5 protein-coding genes and 2 pseudogenes are annotated in these 6,432 nt (G+C 40.5%); 4 read left to right on the forward strand and 3 right to left on the reverse strand.

Annotation, left to right across the window (positions count from 1 at the left end; translation table 11 throughout):
• Nucleotides 1-238 (forward strand): annotated as a pseudogene (locus tag L5M71_RS22815) (ISAs1 family transposase); the annotation flags it as partial.
• A gap of 11 nt (nt 239-249) precedes the next feature.
• On the opposite strand, the pseudogene L5M71_RS22820 reads toward L5M71_RS22815, so the two are convergent.
• Together L5M71_RS22820 and L5M71_RS22825 are read right to left on the reverse strand one after the other, a co-directional pair.
• Nucleotides 250-1,239, reverse strand: a pseudogene (locus L5M71_RS22820) (DEAD/DEAH box helicase); the annotation flags it as partial.
• A gap of 4 nt (nt 1,240-1,243) precedes the next feature.
• On the reverse strand, nt 1,244-1,780 hold the full coding sequence (locus tag L5M71_RS22825) for a response regulator (protein ID WP_263209963.1): 537 nt from the start codon (nt 1,778-1,780) through the stop codon (nt 1,244-1,246).
• Between the two features lie 131 nt (nt 1,781-1,911).
• Here L5M71_RS22825 and L5M71_RS22830 point away from each other — a divergent pair, with 131 nt between their 5' ends.
• Entirely contained in the window at nt 1,912-2,118 is a 207-nt protein-coding gene (locus L5M71_RS22830) for a helix-turn-helix domain-containing protein (protein ID WP_131525628.1), read from the forward strand.
• 109 nt (nt 2,119-2,227) lie between these two features.
• Here L5M71_RS22830 and L5M71_RS22835 read toward each other — a convergent pair whose 3' ends face one another.
• Nucleotides 2,228-2,356, reverse strand: coding sequence for a hypothetical protein (locus tag L5M71_RS22835; RefSeq protein WP_006084685.1), 129 nt, complete (start codon nt 2,354-2,356; stop codon nt 2,228-2,230).
• Nucleotides 2,357-3,463: 1,107 nt separating this feature from the next.
• Between L5M71_RS22835 and L5M71_RS22840 the strand changes: the two genes are divergently transcribed.
• Together L5M71_RS22840 and L5M71_RS22845 are read left to right on the forward strand one after the other, a co-directional pair.
• On the forward strand, nt 3,464-4,237 hold the full coding sequence (locus L5M71_RS22840) for a nuclease-related domain-containing protein (RefSeq protein WP_263209968.1): 774 nt from the start codon (nt 3,464-3,466) through the stop codon (nt 4,235-4,237).
• 777 nt (nt 4,238-5,014) lie between these two features.
• A protein-coding gene (locus L5M71_RS22845) for an IS3-like element ISSba5 family transposase (protein WP_263209971.1) occupies nt 5,015-6,192 on the forward strand; the annotation gives its coding sequence in 2 pieces (ribosomal slippage) (nt 5,015-5,273 and nt 5,273-6,192; 1,179 coding nt in all).
• The last annotated feature ends 240 nt before the right edge of the window (nt 6,193-6,432 follow it).

The following is a 6,432-nucleotide window of genomic DNA, read 5'->3' on the forward strand; positions in this document are numbered from 1 at the left end:
GGCTCATTGGCAAACTGAAAATAATCAACATTGGCTTTTAGATAAGCTATTTCAAGAAGATAAGCAGAAAATGTATGATGAAGATGGCGCCAGTATCTTGGCCATTTTACGCCGCTGGGCCTTAAATCTGGTGAAATTACACCCAGCTAAAACCAGCCAAACTCAAAAATTTAATCGAGCATGTTGGAGTGATGACTTCAGAGAAGAGATTATTTTTGGAACTGGTCAAAAAGTGTAATCAGCCCCTGCCTGCAGACGAGGAATGTCGGTTCCCTCACTTATCATTCCTACACTGACGATCCAGTTAGTCGTACTATTTCTAAATTCATTTATCTTAAGTGAGGGGGCCTCTTCTTTGTAGGTAACTATCTGAGCTGTTTCACTAAAATCTGTTTTTAGCATGTTAAAGATATATGCGGCGTGCGATATTGATGAAGCGACGATGAGTCCGGCAGCATTAGGATTGGACTGTTTTATGATGCTTAACTTGTTTGTTGCTAACGCTAAAATATGCTGAATCGCCTCATGATTTTGGATGATCGACTGGTACGAAAGCGATGAGCATTTAAATAAGTCATCTAAGCAACCATATGTCTTTGTTTCGTTTTCTTCGTCAGTAACTAAAATTTTGTCATTATCAATCAGTACAATCTGGGGGTTACGACATACATCGTCAGCAACAGCCTCTTTCAGTCCGTATACATAGTCACATTGAATTTGATTATCGGGATCTGTATATCGAGATAAAACAATCGGTGCTTGGTCTGAACGCCAAGGCGTACCAGTTAACGCTAGCGTGTACTGCGCTTGATTTTGTATGTTGAGTAGAATCTCTTCCCCCCATGCGTTCGCATCTTCTAGAGAGCTCCCTGCGCAATGATGAATCTCATCGAAGATCACGAGTACTCGATTTCTTTTTAGCAGTTGCCAAAAGTCTTCTTTAAAAGCCAACATCCCTTGGTAAGTATAAGAGCAACCAACTGAACCTATCACGCCATCAAACCGGCAGCTTAGACGACTTGAAAAGGTCTGTTTCATCCCTTGAGATATATTCACTGATGGGGAGAAGCACAGTACAAAGTCGATTAAATCATCCTCAAATAGTTTCGCAGCAACTTCGGCTGCCATAATCGATTTTCCAGCCCCTGGCGTTGCTAAGCAAAGGAAATGTCTTCGCGCACCATAAAAGTGTCCTAGAGCGCGTTTGACACACTCTGATTGCCATTGTCTAAGTTGCATTAGGTTACTTTTGCTGATGGGTGATAGCAGATTTAATCGCTTTGATTTGGCCAAGTAGTTTTGAGCTTGTTTCGCGAGCCTGCAAGTACTGTGATTCGAGGTGTGCTTTCATATCGGGAAAGGATAGATATAAGCGCATATACTCTTCGGACTCGCCGATGCTCGTAAATAAATCAATTTCGGATTGCTTGAGCCGCTCTTCTAATTGATGAATAGCATTACTTTTTTGCGTGTTTCTTGTTGGCGATTCTGTAGTAGATGCCTCTGATTTTTGTAAAATAAAATTTGTTTGAGAGAATTTCGCAGTCTTTTGGTAAGTTGTTTCCTTCGTCTGTTCATCCACATTTTTATCTAAGATACCCTTCTGCACGAGCCTGTGGACCTGACGATAAATAAAATTGTACGTATCACTAAGACTAGGAGCGCTAGTTGAAGCAGTGAGATAGGCGTCTCTCAGGCCCATTATTTGAAAATGGTTGAAGCTCTCGTCCTGGAGAATTTTATGCAATGTCGTGCATATTTTGATTGAAGATTTAGGCATGACGTTCTCGCAGCAGGCTGTTTAGTGATCGCTCTCGGCATTATAAGAGCATTGTAAATATATTGCGGATTATAATCCGTGGCTTTGTAGGCCGCAACTTTGGATAGTCTTTCTCTTTAACGAGATGAAAAATGAAAGACTTAGCGATCCAATTTGGGGCGAAACTGCGTGCAGAGCGTAAACGGCTTGGTATTTCTCAAGATAAAATGGCGCTATTGGCCGAGATTGACCGCAGTTATGTGGGACGAATAGAGCGTGGCGAGGTAAACATCACGCTCGAAAAGGCTTATCAGTTGGCCGAAGTATTAGGGTGTGATATCAGAGTACTCTTGCCATAAGGGAAGCGCTAATTGATCTCAAATTGCATTTCTAGCGAGGTTTTTTGATTCTGCTCAGTTTACCCTTTGCAGTGTCCGCGAACTTCCGAGTTAGCACTCTAGGTTTATATTAGTCACCTTTTTTGTGCTTGTGTGGTTTTAGGTCGGAGTGTTCTTTCTTTTTTCCCTCGGTAACTCTTTGCCTTTTATCCGGCGTACCATCCTCGTTTGTTCTTTTAGGCCCTGGTTTGATTTGCATAGTTAACTCCTTGTAATTTAAAATTGTGCAAAATTTATTCGCCAATCCAAGTTAACTCGCTTTTGCCCCATTCCTTGTTTCGGCGTCGTTCGCTGACAGCACTCGAGTCATGATTGATGACTAAATTTGGCTACTTTAACTGTGGCGATTCTGGCGCCAGCAGAGTATGAGAGGCTGTATTTTGAGGATTTAGAAAGGTGTACTTAAACGCTAACAACATAGAGTCTGGAAAATATAGGCTACTCGAAAGCAGCCTATATCGGCAGTGTTACATATCATTTTTTCGAAGACTTGCTAGGTTTTAAATCGGGGTTGTTGCCGGGGGTGTTTTTATTGTCACGTCTGCGTTGATCAACTTTACCAGTTGAATCAGCAATCGGTTTTGGACCTGGTTTAAGAGCCATAATAGTTAACCTTATTTTTAATGAGGGAATATCCTCACTTTAGTAGATGAGGGTGTGAAATCAGGTTTCAAGGGATACCAAAAAAATATTTTAACATCTCACTGGTGTCTCACTCTAACCAAGAGTGTTTCATTGCCTGACCTTTAAAGGACAACCTTTTACCGGATATCACCCCAGTGAAGCTCTTGTAATAAGGCTTTTGACACAGCGGTTATTCTCTCTGGATGTTAAATTGCATCCAAAATTGTTCCACTTCCCCCCTAATTTGCATCCAAAACAGATCCACAAACTTAATGAAATCCTGCGGACTACTGGTAGGGAGGATGTTGAGTGTTAGATGTGTCTCTATTAAGCGTGCTCAGACGTTGGTGTAAGCTAAGCATCCCGTCTATAGTGGCAACCTACATTCGGGAGTTCACCAGAGGTTAGAGCTAGCATTTTACTATTTTTTGCTGAGATAAATGTGCCCCGTTTATCATTTAAAGTAAAAGCTCATTCATATACTGTTCATATGCCTTTGCCGTACAAAAGTTATCCGAATACAACTCATCTAGAAATTATGTTTCCCTGAGCAGTCAAATCTCCTAGCACTGTCACTAACCCCTTAATTATAAATTGAAGTGGTGAATAAAAGACGGCATTCTGTGAGAATTAACAGCGGCTGTTAGGCGTCAAAGTAGAGTTAGTTGAATAAGGAAGTTTTGTGGATATATTAGGTCTATTTTCAGATGCTTTAGCTCAAGTGTGGTACATCATACCTTTACTACTCATCATATCGATTTTTAGGAGTCGTTGGTTTAAAGGTGTGTTCGGCGAGTTTTTGGTAAATCAGATATTGTCACGGTTGCCAGAATCAGATTACACATTGGTAAAAGATGTAACATTGCCCACAGATGATGGTACAACTCAAATTGACCATGTTATTGTATCTAAGTTTGGTCTTTTCATCGTTGAAACTAAAAACATGAAAGGCTGGATTTTTGGTTCAAAAAATCAAAAGCAGTGGACACAGAAAATCTATCGTCACTTTTCAAAATTCCAGAATCCTCTCCATCAAAATTATAAACACGTCAAAACCCTAGAATCATTGTTAGGCATAGATTCATCATATTTACACTCTGTAATTGTTTTTATTGGTGATAGTACGTTCAAAACGGATATGCCTGAAAATGTTACTTATGCACGAGGGTGCTTGAGCTACATAAAGCAGTTTGTACAGCCTGTATTCTCAGAGACAGAGTACACTCAAATTATTGAAGTCATCAATGACGTCAAACTAAAGAGAGGCGTTGTTACAGACCTTAGGCATCGACAGCATGTTACAGAGTTAGTCGCATCAAAAAACAGCGTAAAGCAGTGCTCACGCTGTGGTTCCGCAATGGTTATGCGTGAAATAAAGCGTGGTGAAAATAAAGGTAAACAGTTTTGGGGGTGTTCTGCATTCCCAAAATGTAGATCTGTGGAAGAATTCAACTAAAGAGTTATTTAAGGTTTCATGAGCAAGCCGAACCTGACCAGACTCATTCCTGCCCCAAAATGAGTTTCATCAGTATTCCTAGCTTCAATTGCCAGAAAATTTTGTATTAGGAAAAATTATAACGGGAATTTGCATATTGGCGTTTATATTCAAAAACATTGTCGCTATGTCCAGTTTATCTCGTACATGACGTTAAAAGTACGGGAGGCAGATAACATAGCAAGCTTTCTAACGGACTCGTTAACTACATAACGACAGGTAATCATACAATTAGTAAGGAAATTAGCTCTCTCTATCAGGGAGGATATGTCAAAAAATCTGAATCAGCTCGTTTTCCAACAGTAGATGTGGTTGTTGTTCATTTTTTATGTGATTATTTAGGTGGTTATAAGAGTATGAGCAGAAGAGAGGCAACTAGAAAAATGAACCTGTCGCTTCATAAAATGTTTGGCCTCTGGGTTATCCCAATTAATGGAATTAGAATGATACGCCCTTAAAGACATCGCAACCATTAGCTAGAAACTGAATGAGTGAGAGAACTTTAGTCCAAATTACCATCTACTTTAGTATACAGAATGGCTAAATTGATTGCTGTTAAAGTCATGATTAAATAGGAAAATAAATGGAGTTGCTAAAGGTTTTATTTAGCCTGAACAAAAACGCCGAACATGCCCCATTAGCTGGTCAAGTGATTATCTCACCCTGTAGTGGCACACTAATTTTGGCCACCTAAATAGAGGTGATATTATTGCCTCGTAGATGACTTTAGGTGAACACATGAGATCGACAACCAGAAAAACATTTAGTGCTGAATTCAAACTTGAAGCTGCCCAATTAGTCCTCGATAAAAACCATAGCATCATCGAAGCTGCAAAGGCGATGAACGTAGGTAAATCCACTATGGATAAATGGGTGAGACAGTTAAAACTAGAACGCCAGGGTGGCACACCAAAAGCATCTCCGATTACCCCTGAACAAATTGAAATCCGTGAGCTGAAGAAGCAAATAGCTCGTCTTGAGGAGCACAATCTTATCCTAAAAAAGGCTACCGCTCTCTTGATGTCAGACTCGATGAACAATTTACGCTAATCAGCGCACTCAAGCAGAGCCACTCTATTCTCACAATTTGTAATGCATTCAAAGTGCATCGAAGTAGCTATAAGTATTGGCTAAAAAGAAAAGAACATATTGATGCAGACTTGACTATTTTATGCAGTGAAGTGAAGGCCGCACATCGTATTAGTCATGGCTCTGCCGGTGCGCGAACGATAGCGCAATTAGTGACTAATAAAGGGATTGGTCTCAGTCGTTATCGAGCCCGTAATCTAATGAAAAAGCTTGGGTTATTAAGCTGTCAGCAGCCTAAGCATTCTTATCGGAAAGCGACACAAGAGCATGTTGCAATCCCCAATACGCTTAATCGACAGTTTGCAGTAACTCAACCAGATCAAGTGTGGTGTGGCGACGTGACGTATGTTTGGGTCGGTAATCGCTGGGCCTATCTAGCCGTTGTTTTAGACTTATTTTCCCGCAAACCTGTTGGATGGGCTTTGTCATTATCACCAGATAGTGCGCTGACCTGTAAAGCTTTGAAAATGGCATTTGAGTTAAGGGGTAAGCCTGAGAATGTGATATATCACAGCGATCAAGGTTCGCATTACACAAGCTTGAAATTCAGACAATTAATATGGCGTCTTCAGATTGAGCAAAGTATGAGTCGCCGCGGGAATTGTTGGGATAACGCACCAATGGAGCGTTTCTTTAGAAGTTTGAAATCTGAGTGGATCCCCGCTAGTGGTTATGGGAATTTTACAGAAGCAGATAAAGAGATCACAAATTACATCACTGGATACTACAGTGAGACCAGACCCCATCAATATAATGGTGGGTTAACGCCAAATGAGTCAGAACGTTTATATTGGAATGACTCTAAAACCGTGGCCAATTTTACTTGACCATATATGGACGCCTCAGCTTTTACAACACTTTTGAATGATTGGTTCACTACCATATATTCGGCGTCTAAATAGGCTTTTTACCCGCGCCATGATGTAAATCCGAAACCTATTACCTTATCACTACATCGGCATTTAATGCCTTGGTCAAGTCAGGCTCTAATAGGTACGGTTGACCGTTTATTCATCAGTGCATGTAAACTTTTACGTGATGCTTAACGTCTTACGCAAACGCTTTAT

This window comes from Shewanella sp. SW1, from assembly GCF_025653545.1.
GTDB classification, from domain to species: Bacteria; Pseudomonadota; Gammaproteobacteria; order Enterobacterales; family Shewanellaceae; genus Shewanella; species Shewanella oncorhynchi.

Bases quoted from the DNA above. Each gene is read 5' to 3' on its own strand.
- L5M71_RS22825 (WP_263209963.1), bottom strand. From the start codon at position 1,780: ATGCCTAAATCTTCAATCAAAATATGCACGACATTGCATAAAATTCTC.
- L5M71_RS22835 (WP_006084685.1), bottom strand. From the start codon at position 2,356: ATGCAAATCAAACCAGGGCCTAAAAGAACAAACGAGGATGGTACGCCG.
- L5M71_RS22830 (WP_131525628.1), top strand. From the start codon at position 1,912: ATGAAAGACTTAGCGATCCAATTTGGGGCGAAACTGCGTGCAGAGCGT.